Genomic DNA, 15,318 nt, shown 5'->3' with positions numbered 1-15,318 from the left:
TTATCGTTCCGCGCGACCCGGGGGCCGCTCCGCGGTGGCTCACCGGGCGCTCGTCCCGGCATCAGCCCAAGCGGCCCACAATCGCGCGTACGTCCCGGAGCGGGCGAGCAGCTCGTCGTGGGTGCCCTCCTCGACGATGCGCCCCCGCTCGAGCACGATGACGCGGTCAGCGGACTGGGCCTGGTTGAGCCGGTGCGCGACGATCAGCGACGTGCGCCCCGCGCACGCCTCCCGCGCCGCCGCCTCGAGGGCGCGCGCGCCCGCGCTGCCCGCCTCCGCGGTGGCCTCGTCGAGCACGACCACTGGCGGATCGGCCAGCATGAGCCGGGCGAGCGCGAGCTGCTGGGCCTGCGCGGCAGTGAGCTGATGCCCACCTTCCCCGACCTCGGTGGCCAGGCCGAGCGGCAATGCCGCGATCCATTCCATCGCACCGGCGCGGGCCAGCACCGCGACGACCTGGTCCTCGGTGGCGGTGGGATCGGCGAGGCGCACATCGTCAGCGATGGTGCCGGTAAAGACGTGCACCTCCTGGCTGAGGATCGCCACCACCTCGCGCAGGCGGTCACCGAGGCTGGCGACGGGCTGCCCGCCGATGGTCACCGAGCCGCGCGTCGGCGGATGGCTGCCCGCGGCGATCTGCGCGAGCGTGGACTTGCCCGCCCCGGTGGCGCCGACGAGCGCGACCCGCTGTCCCTCGGGAATGACCACAGTGATGTCGTGGAGCACCTCGTGGGCGCCATCATAGGCGTGGTGGATCCCGGTCAGCTCGACGTCATGCCGGTCGGGGAGGCGTGCGGGAGCAGGCGCGCGCACGGCATCGGGGTGGGTGATCACGCCGACGAGGCGCGCGAGGCTCGCCGTCGCCGACTGCATGTCATCGAAGGTCCACAGCACCAGGCCGATCGGATTGAACAGCCGATGGAACAGCAGCGCCGCCGCCGCGGTCTGACCGACCGACACCTCGCCGGCATCGACGAGGAGGAACCCGACCGCGAGGATGGTGGCGAGCCCGGTGAACTCGGCCCGGTTGCCCCGGCCCACCAGGCGCGTGAAGAGGCCGAACACCGAGATCGATAGGTCGCGCGCCCGGGCGGACGCGGTGTCGATCCGCTCGATCTGGCGGGGCTCGAGCTGGTAGGCGCGGATCGTGCGGGTCGCGTGGATGCTGCTGACCAGCGCCTCGGAGCGCTCGCCCATCGCGATCCGCTCCGCCCGGTACATCGGCCCGGAGCGCGGCAGGTAGAACCGCAGCGCCAGCCAGTACATGGGGATCGCGACCAGGCCGGTGAGGCCGAGCCGCCAGTCGAGGCCGAACATCGCGCCGATGCTGAGAATGACCATCAGCAGCGCGGTCACGAGATTGGGCACCACCTGCGTGACGGCCTTGCCGATGGTGGCGACGTCATCGCCGGACCGCGACAGCACATCACCACGGCCGCTGGCATCGAGCGCGGCGAGGGGAAGCCTCAGGACGGTCGCGACGAACCGTTCGCGCAGGTCCGCGAGGATGGTCTCGCCGAGCCGCGCGACGAGGTAGTAGGAACACCCGGCGAGGCTTCCGGCCAGGAGCGCGGCGACGACAAGGACCGCGATGTAGGGCGCGATGCGCGTGCCCGGAGCTCCGTCCCGCACGGCGTCGACGAGGATGCCGAGCACGAGCACGGGAACGATGGCGGCGATGGTCGCGCCGAGGGACGCGAGCAGGGCGAGCGCCCCGGTCCGCCACCGCGCGCGCAGCTCGGCGCCCAGCCAGCGGGAGGTGGCGCGCGGGGTGGCAATGGGCAGGAGATGCTGCTCGCTCATCGGGCCACCTCGGCGCGGTACGCGGGGTCGTGCTCCATCAGCCAGGCATGCGTCGCGCTCGATGCAACCTGGCCGTCCTGCAGCGCGACCACCCGATCGGCCGCGGCGAGCAGCGCCGGGCTGCGGGTGATGGTCACCGTGGTGCGTCCTGCCCGCAGCGCCCGGATCCCCGTGGCGATGGATTGCTCGGTGACGGCATCGACGGCAGTGGTGGGGTCGTGCAGGACGAGGATCGGGGGCACGGCGTGCAGCGCGCGGGCGAGGGCGAGCCGCTGCCGCTGGCCCCCCGACAACGTCGCGCCGCGATCGGCAACGGCATGGTCGAGCCCATCGGGGTGGGCAGCAACGACATCGGCGGCAGCGGATGCCGCGAGCACCCGGTCGAGATCGCTGCCCGCCTGGCCGAGGGTGATGTTGTCACCGATGGTGCCGGCGAACAGCTCGGTGTGGTGCGGCTCGACGAGCAGGGCGCTGCGCGCCCGCGCGAGCCCGAGCTGGGAGATGTCCGTGCCGTCGATGAGAACGGTGCCGCGCTCGGGCGCATGGCTGGCGAGCACGGTAGCGAGGGCGTCGGCGTCGCCGGGGTCATGCGCGAAGACCGCGACATGCTCGCCCGCGCCGATGGCGAGGTCGATGCCGGACAGGCCCTGGTGCGAGACGCCGCGCAGCTCGAGGCTCGTTCCGGACGGGGGCGGAGCGCTGCCGGGGCCCGGCGCGGAATCGAAGGGGGCGTCGAGCACCAGCGCGATGCGGCGCGCGGACCCGCGCGCCGCGGCAAGCATCGGCGGGATCGAGGCGAGCAGCCCGAGCGGCTCGAGGAGGAACTGCGCGAGCCCCGCCACGATGATCAGCTCGCCCGGCGTGAGCGTGCCGGTCAGCGCCATCCAGCCCGCGCCGCCAACGACGCCGACCGCGAGCAGGGCGCTAGCGGTCACGCCGAGGGCGGTGACAAGGCTATGCGCCCGGGCAGCCCGCAGCCGTGCGGAGAGCGCCGCCTGGCTGCGCCGATCGAACAGGGCAGTCGCGCTGGCCTCGGCGCCGATGCCGCGCAGGGGGCGCATTCCCGTGACCACATCGGTGGCGGTGGACGTTGCCTGGCCGACGGAGTCCTGCTGCTGCTCGGTGCGGCGGATCAGGGCGGGGGAGCCGAGCTGGACGAGCCCCATGATCGCGGGCGTGCCGAGCAGCACGATGAGGCCAAGGGGCAGCGTGGTCACCAGTAGCGCCACGGAGATGATCGCCAGCGCGGTGAGGGCCGCGACGGCGCGGGGGATCAGGTCGAGGAACCAGGCCGTGTTGTCGGCATCGGTGGTGGAGATAGTGGTGAGCTCGCCAGCCTTGAGCGGCGCGCGGATGCCGCGCGGATCGAGGATCCGCCCCGCGACCTCGACGCGCAGCGCGTGCGACTCGCGCTGCACCGCGGCGACGACGATGCGCGCGCCGAACCGCCAGGAGTAGGTGAGCACGAGGAAGAGGGCGGCGAGGGCGGCGAGCGCGAGGACGAGGAAGCGGAGGTCGCCGCTGGCGATCGCGCGGTCGACGATGATGCCGATAGCGATCGGTACTGCCGCCTCGGCGGCCTGGTGGAGGCTGACGAGCACGGTGGCGCCCACGAGGGGCCGGCGGTGGCGGGAGAGGGCGCGCGCGAGCAGGCGGGATTCACCCCGGTGGGCGGGTTCCGTCTCCGAGGGTGCTTCCGTCTCGGCGAGGCTGGCCGCGGGGGCGGGCTGGGTGTCGTGCTGCGTGGTCGCCACAGTTAGGCAAGTCAACCCTAAAGCAGAAGATTTTGCATCCCTGCAGCGTGCTGCGGCGCGCAGCGCGCCGCGTCTTCCGGCAACGAGGTGATCAAGATTACGTACCAACACCCGACGGCCTGCCCGGAAGCGCCCTACGATAACCCTAAAGTAGACCTTTAGCCCTGGGAGGACGTGGAGCATGGATCGCCAACACCACCACGCCCCTGGTCGGCGCCGGACCGATGCCCGCGCGGCCACGAGCCGGCGCGCCCCCGCGCCGACCCAGCGCCATGGCCTCCCGCCCTTGCCGCCCCGCGTGAACCCGCGCGTGGCCAGTCAAAGGTCGGCCGGAAGCGGGACAGGTCGCGCCATGGCAGGGCGCAGCGGGAGAGGCGCGCGGCACCCGTCGCGGCCCATCCGTGTCGAGGAGTACCGCAGCGGTTACCGCGACACCGCTCGCCGCGAGCGCGGCACGAGGTCGGTCGGCACGCCGCGCTGGCCCTGGAGCGGGCGCGCGCGGCAAGCACGAGCCGCCGCGGATCCGCGCACGGCCGCCGCCGCGGCGGCGCTCGCCGAGCGCCGCGCCAAAGCACGCCGGGCCAGGTCCCGCAGCACCACGTTGCACCTCGACCTCCATGCGACCGGCCTGCCCGGCCGGCCGCATGTCAACCCCATCGGCCTCTCGGTCACCCTGATACTCGCGGTCATTACCTGGGTCGTCCTGCTCGCCCAGCCCTTCGGTGGGGCCATGCTGGGGCCGACCATGCCCTCGAGCGCGTTCATCATCATCGTCGGGCTCGGCCTTCTCGTGATGTGGCAGCTCGACAACAAGTACGACTAGCAAGTGGCCCGCGTCAGCGAACGAGCGTGCGGTACGCGTCGTAGAGCTGCTCGATCGTGGTATCGATGCACAGCCCCGGGCACTCCGGCTCATCCTGCAGCCCGGCCCCGGCCAGGGCTTCCGTGCCGAGGATGATGATGACGCCGGGCGCGTCCGCCTCGTCCGCCTCCACCGCGCCGTCCGCATAGGTATTGCTCAGCGGATTGCCGCCGCCCGCCACGAGGAAGCGGGCGTCCTGCTCGCTGGCCTCGGTGTGCACGGCGGACGCGCCGCCCTTGCCCGGGCTGGCGACAAACACGCGGATGCTCCCGGCAAGGTCGGTGAAGGTGCTCGTCGCCGTGGTGGCTCGATCGAGGATCGCGCCGGAGTCCGTGTCGGTGGTGTGCGCGCCCGTCGCGACGATCGTCGCGGTCCCTAGCTCCGCGGGAACCTCCAGGGCATGGCGGCCAGGCTCGTTGAACACGCAGGTGACCTGCTCGTCGTGGGCGAGGCATTCCTCCGGCAGCGCCGCCTCGGAGGGCATGGGGCCCGGTTGCGCGACGGGCTCGGCGAGAGCGAGCGCGGGCACCGCGAGTGCCAGGCCGCTGGCAGCGGCGAGCGCGAGAGCGGAACGGACGTGCGGGAAGTGCTTCATGGGATTCCATCCTTGGTGCTGCCGCGAGCGCGGTCGTCGAACGCCTGTGGCGCGACGTTAGAACGTAGAATGAAGGTGCAGGGCGGCGGCGGGCCAGGAGTTGCGCAACCGATGCCAAACGGTGGCCGGATCGCATGCGTGATTGCTCCGACACGCAATCAGTGAACACTTGTGCACTCAATGTGGGTCCAGGTACATTCGTTGACAGTGCAGCTAGAACACATGTCGCGCTTCAGGAAAGTTCACACCTGATCGTGCGCGACGGCGCAACAGGACAGGAACCCCAGATGAAGCACAACCTCAAGGCCGTGGCGTTCCACGGTGACGCCCTCCGCTACGTCGATATCGGCGAGGGCACCCCGATCATCCTCGTCCATGGCCTGCTCGGCTCGCATGCCTCCTGGGGCGAGCAGATCTCCTGGCTGGCCGAGGACTTCCGCGTGATCGCCGTGGACCTCTACGGCTGCGGCGCCTCCGACAAGAACCCCGGCGACTACACGCTCAGCGCTCACGCGGCAAGCCTCCGCGACCTCATGGACCACCTCGGCATCGACCGCGCACCCGTGGTCGGGCACTCCTATGGCGGCGGCGTCTGCATGCAGATGCTCTACCTCTTCCCCGAGAAGGTCGAGCGCCTCGCCCTCGTCAGCAGCGGCGGCCTTGGCCCCGAGGTGAGCCTCTTGCTGCGCGCGGCGAGCCTGCCCGGCAGCGAATTCGTCCTGCCCGTCCTTGCCTCGCCCTTGCTCCGTGGCCTCGCCAGCACCGCCGGTCGTCTCGCCGCCATGGTCGGCCGACCGATCTCCGCGAGCCCGAGCACCCTCGAGATCTGGCGGACCTTCGGCACCGTGGCCGACCGTGACTCCCGTCGCGCGTTCCTGCGCATCACCCGGGGCGTCATCGATCCGTTCGGCCAGACCATCTGCGCCGTCAAGCATTTCCCCGACTACCGGCACATCCCCGCCATGGTCATCTGGGGACGCCACGACAACATGATCCCGAGCCACCAGGCCGAGCGGAACCGCGAGGCCATGCCCCACGCCGAAGCAGTCATCCTCGAGGATTCCGGGCATTTCCCGCAGCTCGATGAGCCGGTCGCCTTCCATGCCGCGCTGCACCCGTTCCTCGCCGCCGCGGCGGATGCTGCCGGGCCGCGCGCGCAGATCGCGAGCTGATCCCTCCAGGCAGGCCCGGGGGCCTGCGAGCGGCGGCCAGAACGGGGGCGGCAGGAAAGCGGAAAATGTCGGCCAGGCCACGTAGGGTGGCCCCCGATCCCGCACCGCCTGCCCCCGTGGCCGAATCCTGGAGCCGCCGTGTTCATCCTCGACCGCACCATCCCGACCCGGGTCGTGTGCAGCGCCACAGACCTCGCGCTCGCCGCCACTAGCGAGTTCGACCTGCTGCGCACCCTCGATGCGAAGCTCGGCCGCTACACCCTGCCCGCGGCGGGGGAGGACGCGATGCTTGCCCGCGCGGCCGAGCTTGGCGACGAGCACGAGCAACGACTCCTCCAGCGCTACCGGGGAGAGCACGGCGACGCTGTGGTGGAGATCCCGCGCCCCCGGTTCGCCCACGAGGACCTCGTCGCGGCGCATGAGGCGACCCTCGCGGCATTGCGCGGCGGGGCGCCCGTCGTCTACCAGGGCACCTTCTATGATGGGCAGTTCGCGGGATTCTGCGACTTCCTCGTCCGGGCCGACGTCGCCCAGCTCGACGCTGAGAGCGACGACGGCGAGCACCACGACGGCCACGAGCAGCGCGGTGCCGACGGCCCCCGCTACACCGTCTACGACACCAAGCTGTCCCGCCACGCCCGGGTCACCGCGCTGCTGCAGCTCGCCGCCTACGCCGACCAGCTCGAGCACGCGGGCATCCCCACCACCGGTACGGCGCGCCTCGTCCTCGGCGATGGCACCATCACTCACCATCAGCTCGCCGACATCCTGCCCGTCTACCGGCAGCGCCGCGCCCGCCTCGACCACATCCTTGCCGAGCATCTCGCCGAGGACGGCCCCGTGCTGTGGGGGGACCCCCGCTACACCGTCAACGTGCACAGCGACCTCGTCGCCGAGGATGTGCTCGCGGCCCGCGACCCCAGCCTCGTCGCCGGGCTCACCAGCGTGCAGCGCGCCCGGCTGATGGCCGTGGGCATCACCACCATCGACGCGATCGCCACCCTGCCCGGCGAGGACCGGGTGCCCGGCGTATCGGTGCCCGCGCTCGAGCGGCTGCGCGCCCAGGCCCAGGCCCAGCTCATCGAGGAGGAAACCGGCGCCCCCTACTACCTCCTGCACGCGCCCGACGCGCTCGGCGAGCTGCCCGAGCCCAGCCCCGGAGATGTGTTCTTCGACTTCGAGGGCGATCCGCTCTGGGCGGACGGCGCGGACCCGGACTGGGGGCTGGAATACCTCTTCGGCCTCGTCGAGTCCCCCGACGAGGACCTCGACGCGCAGGAACCCGGCATGGAGACGACGTTCGTGGCGTTCTGGGCGCATGACCGCGCCGAGGAGAAGCAAGCGCTCATCGACTTCGTCGACTACGTCAGCAAGCGGCGCGCACGCTATCCCGACATGCACGTCTACCACTACGCGCCCTACGAGAAGACCGCGCTGCGCCGCCTCGCCGGTCGCCACGGCGCGTGCGAGAACGAGATCGACGATCTCCTGCGCGCCAACGTGCTGATCGACCTGTACCCGATCGTGCGCCGCGCCCTGCGCGTCGGCAAGCCGTCCTACAGCATCAAGAAGCTCGAGCCGCTGTACATGGGCGACCACCTGCGCGGCGGCGACGTCACCACCGCCGGCGACTCCATCGTGGAGTACGCGCACTTCACCGACCTGCGGGCACGCGGGGAGCTAGCCGAGGCCTCCGCCATCCTCGACTCCATCGCCGACTACAACCGCTACGACTGCGATTCCACCCTCCACCTGCGCAACTGGCTGCTTGGCCACGCCCTCGACCACGGCATCGAGCTCCGCGCCCCGACCGGGCTGCTCGGCCCCGACGAGACGCTCGACGACGACTCGACCACCGCGCTCGAGCAGTCCCTCCTCGCGCATTCCGGCGAGCGTCCCCGCGACGATGTGCGCCAGGCCGCCGCCATGCTCGCCGCCGCCCTGAACTACCACAAGCGCGAGCGCAAGCCCTTCTGGTGGGCACACTTCGACCGCCTCACCGCCGCGGACGCGGACCTCGCCGACGCCAATGATGCCCTGCTCATCGAGCGCGCCACTGTCATCACCGACTGGGACAAGCCCACCCCCCGGTCCAGCTACTGCCGCTACCTGCACCTGCGCGGCGACATGCCCACCGGATCCGGGGTCCGCGAGGGAGCCGACGTGCACACCCTCTACGCCCCGCCCGCCCCCGACACGCTCAACCAGCCAGTGCCCCAGGGACGGGCCGTGGGCAACGCGCACCTGTGCACCGAGGACGAGTGCGACGACGCCGGGATCCGCTACCCCAGCACGGGCGCGGTCCTGCGCGAGCGCGCCCCCCGCGGAGCCGGGCCGCACGAGGACCTGCCCGTCGCGCTCGCCCCCACCGCGCCGCCCGCCACCGCCAGCCTCGAGGCCGCCATCGCCACCCTCGCCGAGGAATGCGACAGCACCTGGCCCGGCATGCCCGCGAGCGCGGGGCTCGACATCCTGCAGCGCAACACCCCCCGCACCCGCAGCGGGCGCCCGCCCGCGCCCGCGAGCAACGGCGACACGGCCACCGCCATCACCGCCACCCTGCTTGACCTCGCGGACTCCTACCTCGCCGTGCAGGGCCCGCCCGGCACCGGCAAGACCTTCACCGGGTCCCGCGTCATCGCCGCCCTGGTCAACGATCACGGCTGGAAGGTCGGCGTGGTCGCGCAAAGCCACTCCGTCGTCGAGAACATGCTCGATGGCATCGCCGAGGCCGGTGTGCCCGCCACGCAAGTGGTCAAGGCCGAGAACCGGCTCCATTCCGAGCTATGGACCACCGTGGCGAAGAAAGCACTGCCGGGGCTGATCGATCAAGCCCACGGCGGCATCGTCGTCGGCGGCACGGCCTGGACATTCTCCAACCCCAACCAGGTGCCCGAGCAATCGCTCGACCTGCTCGTCATCGACGAGGCCGGGCAGTACTCGCTCGCCAACACCCTCGCTGTCACCGCCAGCACCCGGAACCTGCTCCTCCTCGGCGACCCGCAGCAGCTCCCGCAGGTCAGCCAGGGCACCCACCCCGAGCCTGTCGACCTCTCGGCGCTGGGCTGGATCCTCGCGGGCCGCGCCACGATGCCCGAGAGCCACGGCTACTTCCTCCAGACCACTTTCCGCATGCACCCCGCCCTGTGCGAGGCAGTCTCCACGCTCTCCTACGAGGGACGCCTCGGTTCCCAGGCCGCGGTGACCACTGCTCGCCATCTCGCGGGCATCGCGCCGGGCATCGCGGTAGAGGTCATCGATCACCGCGGAAACGCCACCTCGTCGATCGAGGAGGCCCACGCCGTGCGCGACACGATCAACAGGCTGCTCGGCATCGCCTGGACGCCTGCCCGCGATGAGCCCGACCGCCCCCTCGGACAGTCCGACATCATCGTCGTCGCCCCCTACAACGCTCAGGTGGACCTGATCGGGGCCGTGCTGCGCGAAGCCAGCCTCGGCGAAGTGCTCGTGGGCACCGTCGACAAGTTCCAGGGCCGCCAGGCCGCCGTCGCCATCGTGTCCATGACCGCCTCCGCTGTAGAGGACGTGCCGCGCGGCATGGGGTTCCTCATGTCCCGCAACCGGCTCAACGTCGCCATCTCGCGTGGCCAATGGCGCGCGGTGATCATCCGCTCGCGCGCGCTGACCGACTACATGCCCTCCACGCCCGATGGCCTCGCCGAACTTGGCGCGTTCCTCGGTCTGTGCGCCGCCGCGCCAGGCTGAAGCCCCGGCCGGGCTGGACCGGGGTAGGCCGGGGTGGTTTGCGGCCGCCGCCACAAGCGCAAACGCGATAGAAGCCGCGGAAAATCCAGGGTTGCTTCTATCGCGTTTGACTGCTTCCGGTGCTTTTGCTTCCACGCTGTCGAGCGACCACGCGGTCACGCCGACTCCTGGCCCCGGCCCTTGCCAGGGCCAGGCGCCGACCGCGGCAGGCTACTGCCAGTAGTGCGCCACGTCGATCACCACGCGGGACGACGTGCCGGGGCCCTCAAGGGTGAAGACCCGGAAGGGCAGCCGTGCCCGCACACCGAGGCCCACTGATGTCTGGCCCTCGAACGTTCCGGCGAACGCTGCCTGGCGGAACGTGTCGTAGCCCCGGACGTTCACCAGCTCGCTGCGATTGGCTGGCGAATAGGTGGGGTTGCCGTGCTCGTTGTAGGCGGGGGCGTGAACGATCACCTGCAGCCGGGCGCCCCCACGCAGCGGCACCTCGAAGCCGGAGCCCTGGGCCCGCACCACATCGACATAGCGGACGTTGTAGCCCGCGACCGGGCCCGCGACATCAACGACCAGACGGTCGTAGCAGGCGTGGCGTCCAGAGCGCACATTGGTCACTGTGCCGCTGGAATAGTGCTGCCAGGACTTGTCGAGCGAGCCCCAGGTGATCCCGCAGTACGGGGAGGCGCCCGCTACTGCCGAGCCCAGCACGCCTGGCCCTGCGACCAAGCCAATGGCTAGCAGCATCGAGCCCATCAACGACGCCAGAACGCGTCGAATTGTTGTCGTGCGCATAAAGCATCACCTCTGATCAGGTTGTTTCCCGACCTACCAGACATGGTAGTCCTCAAATCGGACATCCACGAGGGGTGCATTGCAACGTTCCCGCATCGGATGATCATGAAAGCCGAGCCACCTCCAGCGTGGCTGGATCTTCATGATCGGCACGCGCGGCGGTTCCCGGAGGCACGCGCGGCGGGCCAGGATCCGAGCCCTACTCCACGCGCGCGAGAAGCAGCGCGAACCGCGAGCCCGGATCCTGCCACGCGTGCACCACCGGCAGGCCCTGCGCGGCCATCTCCGCCTCGAGCGCGGGCCGGTCGAACTTCGCGGAGATCTCCGTGCGGATCTCCTCCCCGGCAGCAAGATCGACCTGCAGCCCAGCGCCGGGGATGCGGACGGTCATCGCGGACCTCGCGCGCAGCCGCATCTCGATCCACTTCTGGGTCGCGTCCCACACCGCGACGTGCTCGAACTCCTCGACGGGGAAGTCCGCGCCGAGCTCCCGGTTCATCACCGCGAGCACATTGCGGTTGAACTCCGCGGTCACCCCGGCGGAATCATCGTAGGCCGCGACCATGGCGGCCTCGTCGATGATCAGCCCCGCCCCGAGGAGCACATGCTCGCCGGGGCGCAGGGCCTCGCGCATCGCCGCGAGGAACGCGGCCCGCTCGGCGGGGTCGAGGTTGCCGATCGTGCCGCCGAGGAACACCATCAACCGGTCGGGGTAGCCGGGGACGAACCGCAGGCCGTCGCGGAACCCGCCGGCGGAGAAATCGCTGACCACTCCATGCACGGCCAGCCGGGGATAGTCCTGCTCGAGCTCGGTCATCGCTGATTCGAGCGCGGCGGGCGAGACGTCCTGGGCGACATAGGTGGCGAGCGTGCCGGACTGGCCGAGGGCATCGAGCAGCAGCCGCGTCTTCTCCGAGGACCCGGACCCGAGCTCGACGATGGTGCGTGCCCCGGTGATCGTGGCGATCTCGGGCGCGCGGTCGGTGAGCAGGGCCTTCTCGGTTCGGGTGGGGTAGTACTCGGGCAGGCGGGTGATCTGCTCGAACAGCTCGCTGCCGGTGGCGTCGTAGAACCACTTCGGGGGCAGGGCGCGGGGGCGCGCGGCGAGCCCGTCGCGCACGTCCGCGACAAGCGCCTCCGCGCGGGCATCGTCGGCGAGATGGACGTCGAGGCGCTGCGTGCTGTTCACCATGGTGCTCCGTGATCTTGAAATTGGGGTGGCTGCGAAGGGGGGCGTGCGGGAGGCTAGCTCAGGGCGGTGGGCTGGCCGTGCTGGCGATAGCGATGGTCTCCACGCCGCCGGGCCGGGCGACGAGCAGCTGGCCGTCGGGAACCCATTGCCATCCGGGCGCGTCATCAGTGGGCTCGCTGGCCACGACGATCTCGCCGCCGTCGCGCCACCAGGCGAGACTGTGCCCCCAGGCCGTGGCGAGGATGGTCGTGCCGTCGCTGAGCAGCAGGTTCATCCGCGAGCCGGGCGCGGCCTCGGCGACGCGGGAAACCAGTTCGAGCAGCAGCGCGGCGGGATCAGCCTCCGTGCGCAGGCGATGGCGCAGCCACGCCCACAGCACCGCCGAGTCCACCGACGCGTCGAGGGTCATCAGGTCCGCCAGCGGGATCTCCCCGGCGAGCGGCACGAGGCTGCCGGGCCAGCCGGTGGCATACCCGTTGTGGGAGAACGCCCACTGCTCGGCGGTGAACGGCGCGCAGGCGTGCTCGCTCAAGGGCATTCCCGTGGTGGCGCCCCGCATCACCGCCATGACGGCGGTGGCGGTGACCGCGCCGAGCACGGCCTCGCCGGACGGGTCCGCCCACGGTGGCACGGCCCGCCGGTAGCGCTGCCATCCCGCGCCGTTGCTCCAGGCCACGCCGTAGCCGTCGACGTTGAGGGTGCCGGTGCCGCGCATGTACCGGGGCGCGTGGGCCTGGTGCGCCAGCGAGTGCGCTCCGCGAGCAGGCACATCGCCCACCGTGATGGGCCCGCCGATGCGGGCGAGGTGGCGGCACATCAGCGCGGCCCGGTGCTGCCGGTGTCCCAGGCGAGGCGCAGGCCCGCGAAGATCTGCCGCCGGATCGGATAGTCCCAGTTGCGGAACGTGCCGCGGATCGCGACCTCGTCGGTTCCGAACGAGCCGCCGCGCAGCACGCGGTGGTCGCTGCCGAAGAACACCTCCGAGTACTCGGCATAGGGGAAGAACCGGAAGCCCGGGTAGGGCAGGAAATGGGAGGAAGTCCATTCCCACACGTCCCCGATGAGCTGCTGCACCCCGAGCGGCGACGCTCCGGCCGGGTACGCGCCCGCTGGCGCGGGACGGATGTGGCGCTGCCCGAGGTTGGCGTGCTCGGCGGTGGGTTCGGCATCCCCCCACGGGTAGCGTCGCGATCGTCCGGTAGCGGGGTCGAAGCGGGCCGCCTTCTCCCACTCATGCTCGGTGGGCAGCCGTGCCCCGGCCCAGCGGGCGAATGCCTCGGCCTCGTGGAAGCACACGTGCATCACGGGCTCATCGGCGGGGACCGGCTCTTCGCGGCCGAAGCGCCGCCGCCACCATTGCTCGCCCTCGCGGCGCCAGAACAGCGGCGCGGAGATGCCGGCCTCCTTCCGGTGCCGCCAGCCCTCGCCAGACCACAGCTCGCGGCGCTCGTAGCCGCCGTCGGCGAGGAATGCCATGTACTCGCCGCAGGTGACGGGGGAGCGGGCGATAGCGAACTCGTCGATCCACACGGTGTGGGCGGGACGCTCGTTGTCCAGCGCCCACGGCTCGTGATCGGTGCCGATCTCGCAGGGGCCCGCGGGCACCACTACCCGGCCGCTGGCGTCGATCCGGGCCCGGGGCGGCTCGGGATCGGCGAGGACGGGCGCGCCGCGGCGCAGCTGGTGGGTGGCGAGCATCGTCTCGTCGTGCTGCTGCTCGTGCTGGGCGATCATCCCGAACGCGAAGCCCCCCTCGATCAGGGGCGCGCCCTCGAGCGGCGTCGCATCGAGCACATCGAGGGTCTTCTCGCGGACCACGCGCACGTAGTCGCGCGCCTCGCGCGGCCCGAGCAGCGGCAGCCGGGGCCTGGTCGACCGGGGATGCTGGAAGGCGTCATAGAGCTCGTCGATGTCCGCGCGCAGCGGCTCGCGCCCGCCGACATCGCGGACGAGCCACAGTTCCTCCTGGTTACCGATGTGCGCGAGGTCCCACACCAGGGGGCTCATCAAGGGGGAGTGCTGCGCGACGAGATCGCCCTCGTCGACGGCATCGGTGAGCAGCGTGCTGCGGGCGCGGGCACGCGCGAGGGTAGTGGCGATGCGCTCGCGGACGCTGCCGGGCGAGCGCTGGTCCAGTGGAGCGGGGACGGACTCGTCGGTGGTCATGAAGCTCCTGCTCGTGCGGTCGTCATCTGCGGCCGGGCCAGTTGCTCGATGCGGGCCGCGAGGGTGGCGTCGTCGCAGTGGCGCGCGGCCAGCATCAGCAGCTCGCGCGCCGCGCGGGCCAGCTCGGGGTTGCTGGTGCCGAGCCGGGCGGCACGCGCCCACAAGGTGGATACGGGCTCGGCGATCGCGTGGGCCTGCTCGACGGTAGCGGGGGAGGAGACCAGTGCCGCGATAACGGCGACGGGAAGGTCCCACCGCTGATCGGGCTGCTGGTCGAGGTAGCGGATCTCGAAGAAGCCCTTGGGCCGCACGGGCGGGAAGAGCGTCGTCAAGTGGTAGTCGACGTCATCGACGGTGGGGGCGCGCCCGATCGGCGACCCGGCGCCCTGATCGATCCAGGTGCCCAGCGCCAGGCCCGGGGGAGCGCCCCAGTCCTGGCTCTCGGAGTGCACGCACAGCAGCGGCACCCCGAGCGCCCACGTGGCATAGCCCTCGCCGAGATCGCACCCTGCTGGCAACCGCGTGCGGGCGGGATCGAGGGTGAACCAGGCCCGCATCCGCTGCGAGGCCCACCGGCCCGCCGCGCCGCCCGCTACCCGCGGGGATGCCGCGAAAGCCGCGATCAGGGCCGGTCCGATGGCGTTGAGCATCTGCCATCGTGACTCCGATTCGGTGGCGGTGCTGCCCGGTCCCACGCAGGGCTGCACCGCAGTGGTGTTGTTCATCATGATCCGGCCCATTGGCCCGTTGCGGTCGAACACGGCCTCCATGGCGCGGTAGCGGGGCGCGTCGAGGATGCGCTCGGGCGCGCGGCAGGTGTCGGCGGCGGCGCAGCCGAGGACGAGGCCCTGGACGCTCAACCGGGCGGCGAGCAGGCGCGCGTCCTCGTGCAGCGCGGTGAGCAGTGCGCGCGCGGACGGCGCGGGCGCACTCGATAGCTCGATCTGGCCACCCGGCTCGATGGTGACCACCGAGCCGCCCGGCAGGGGAGCGGAGCGGCCGGCGAGCGGCGGTGCCCATGGGCCCAGCGCCGCCTGGATCTCCGGGAGCCGGGGCCTGCGCCGGGGATCAGCCGGGTCGAGGACGAGCCATTCGATCTCGGCGCCGACCGTCGGATCAGTGGCAGTGGCCGTGATGCGGGAGGTGATCAGCTCCCGCGCCGCATCGCGGGTACGCACGAGCTTCGCGGGTTCCGCGGTCCGCCTGGTCGCCGGTGGGGGTAGGCCCATGGTGTCGAAACTACCGGCGCCCAAGCGATC

At 71.6% G+C, this 15,318-nt stretch carries 11 protein-coding genes; 3 read left to right on the top strand and 8 right to left on the bottom strand.

The annotated features are described in order from the left end of the window. Positions 1-39: 39 nt before the first annotated feature. Both QC765_RS00825 and QC765_RS00820 read right to left on the bottom strand, forming a co-directional pair. Positions 40-1,803 (bottom strand): ABC transporter ATP-binding protein, encoded by a 1,764-nt coding sequence (locus QC765_RS00825; protein ID WP_278312519.1) that lies wholly within the window; start codon positions 1,801-1,803, stop codon positions 40-42. Then, positions 1,800-3,455 carry an ABC transporter ATP-binding protein gene (locus QC765_RS00820; RefSeq protein ID WP_373876635.1) on the bottom strand — a complete coding sequence of 552 codons (1,656 nt, stop codon included), beginning with the start codon at positions 3,453-3,455 and terminating at the stop codon, positions 1,800-1,802. The genes QC765_RS00825 and QC765_RS00820 overlap by 4 nt, the downstream gene beginning before the upstream one ends. A gap of 454 nt (positions 3,456-3,909) precedes the next feature. Between QC765_RS00820 and QC765_RS00815 the strand changes: the two genes are divergently transcribed. Next, positions 3,910-4,380, top strand: a complete 471-nt coding sequence (locus QC765_RS00815; RefSeq protein WP_278312517.1) for a hypothetical protein — start codon at positions 3,910-3,912, stop codon at positions 4,378-4,380. A 13-nt stretch (positions 4,381-4,393) separates the two neighbouring features. On the opposite strand, the gene QC765_RS00810 is transcribed toward QC765_RS00815, so the two are convergent. Further along, positions 4,394-5,014 carry a hypothetical protein gene (locus QC765_RS00810; RefSeq protein WP_278312516.1) on the bottom strand — a complete coding sequence of 207 codons (621 nt, stop codon included), beginning with the start codon at positions 5,012-5,014 and terminating at the stop codon, positions 4,394-4,396. A gap of 287 nt (positions 5,015-5,301) precedes the next feature. Between QC765_RS00810 and QC765_RS00805 the strand changes: the two genes are divergently transcribed. Together QC765_RS00805 and QC765_RS00800 are read left to right on the top strand one after the other, a co-directional pair. Beyond that, entirely contained in the window at positions 5,302-6,186 is an 885-nt protein-coding gene (locus QC765_RS00805; RefSeq protein WP_278312515.1) for an alpha/beta fold hydrolase, read from the top strand. Positions 6,187-6,324: 138 nt separating this feature from the next. Further along, positions 6,325-9,912, top strand: coding sequence for a TM0106 family RecB-like putative nuclease (locus QC765_RS00800; RefSeq protein WP_278312514.1), 3,588 nt, complete (start codon positions 6,325-6,327; stop codon positions 9,910-9,912). Positions 9,913-10,122: 210 nt separating this feature from the next. Here the strand turns inward: QC765_RS00800 and QC765_RS00795 are convergent, their stop codons facing one another. The 5 genes from QC765_RS00795 to QC765_RS00775 form a co-directional block, all read right to left on the bottom strand. Next, complete coding sequence (locus QC765_RS00795) at positions 10,123-10,701, bottom strand: AMIN-like domain-containing (lipo)protein (RefSeq protein ID WP_278312513.1); 579 nt, start codon at positions 10,699-10,701, stop codon at positions 10,123-10,125. Between the two features lie 199 nt (positions 10,702-10,900). After that, positions 10,901-11,893, bottom strand: a complete 993-nt coding sequence (gene egtD / locus QC765_RS00790) for an L-histidine N(alpha)-methyltransferase (RefSeq protein ID WP_278312512.1) — start codon at positions 11,891-11,893, stop codon at positions 10,901-10,903. 58 nt (positions 11,894-11,951) lie between these two features. Next, positions 11,952-12,710, bottom strand: a complete 759-nt coding sequence (gene egtC / locus QC765_RS00785; protein WP_278312511.1) for an ergothioneine biosynthesis protein EgtC — start codon at positions 12,708-12,710, stop codon at positions 11,952-11,954. After that, a complete protein-coding gene (egtB, locus tag QC765_RS00780) occupies positions 12,710-14,059 on the bottom strand; it encodes an ergothioneine biosynthesis protein EgtB (protein WP_278312510.1) in 1,350 nt (449 codons plus the stop codon). Before egtB ends, egtC begins: the two co-directional genes overlap by 1 nt. Further along, positions 14,056-15,288, bottom strand: coding sequence for a glutamate-cysteine ligase family protein (locus QC765_RS00775; protein ID WP_278312509.1), 1,233 nt, complete (start codon positions 15,286-15,288; stop codon positions 14,056-14,058). Before QC765_RS00775 ends, egtB begins: the two co-directional genes overlap by 4 nt. Positions 15,289-15,318: the final 30 nt, after the last annotated feature.

This window comes from Hoyosella levis, assembly GCF_026008515.1.
Taxonomy (GTDB): domain Bacteria; phylum Actinomycetota; class Actinomycetes; order Mycobacteriales; family Mycobacteriaceae; genus Lolliginicoccus; species Lolliginicoccus levis.
The sequence above is the reverse complement of the archived record's forward strand: the minus strand, read 5'-3'. Positions and strand labels throughout refer to the sequence as shown.